The organism is Pseudoalteromonas sp. S1650 (assembly GCF_005887195.1).
Classification (GTDB): domain Bacteria; phylum Pseudomonadota; class Gammaproteobacteria; order Enterobacterales; family Alteromonadaceae; genus Pseudoalteromonas; species Pseudoalteromonas simplex.
Genome location: NZ_PNDF01000131.1, coordinates 1 through 599, shown reverse-complemented (window position 1 = coordinate 599; position 599 = coordinate 1). Strand labels below are relative to the sequence as shown.

Annotated in this window: 1 protein-coding gene; it reads left to right on the top strand. The window is 39.7% G+C overall.

From position 1 onward, the window contains the following. A partial coding sequence (locus CWB80_RS21830; protein ID WP_138686310.1) for a M24 family metallopeptidase occupies positions 1–484 on the top strand: 484 nt, incomplete at its 5' end. Positions 485–599: the final 115 nt, after the last annotated feature.

Below are 599 nucleotides of genomic sequence, written 5' to 3'. Positions count from 1 at the left end.
TCATGGCAGCCCGAGTGAACGTACTCTATCTAAAGGTGATTTTATTACTCTTGATTTTGGCGCAGTGGTCAATGGTTACCGCTCTGATATGACTCGCAGTTATGTACTTGGTAAAGCTTCAAAGAAACAATCAGCAATCTATCAAAGCGTAAGCAATGCTCAGCAGGCCGCCATAAATTTACTTAAAGCGGGTGTTAACTGTTTAGATTTACAAAAAATTTCACAGCAAGTACTCGACGACTCCGGTTTTGGCGAATGGGCAGGGCAAGGTTTGGGACACGGAGTTGGCTTGTTTTTACATGAGCTGCCCTTTATTAATAAAAACTGTCGACATGTATTAGAAGTAGGTAATGTGATCACGATTGAACCTGGGATTTATATTCCTAATTTTGGTGGTGTGCGAATAGAAGATGATATTTTAATAACTCAAAACGGCTATGAAATATTAACCCATGCCCCTAAACCGTTCGAATTGGAGTTCTAGCATGAAAGCAGTAGATGAAATGCAAATCATAGATCAAACGCAAATTGATGCTGTCCTAGATTTTGACTCGCTTCGCATTGCTTTACAAAAAGGATTTGCTCAGCAGTTTACTATG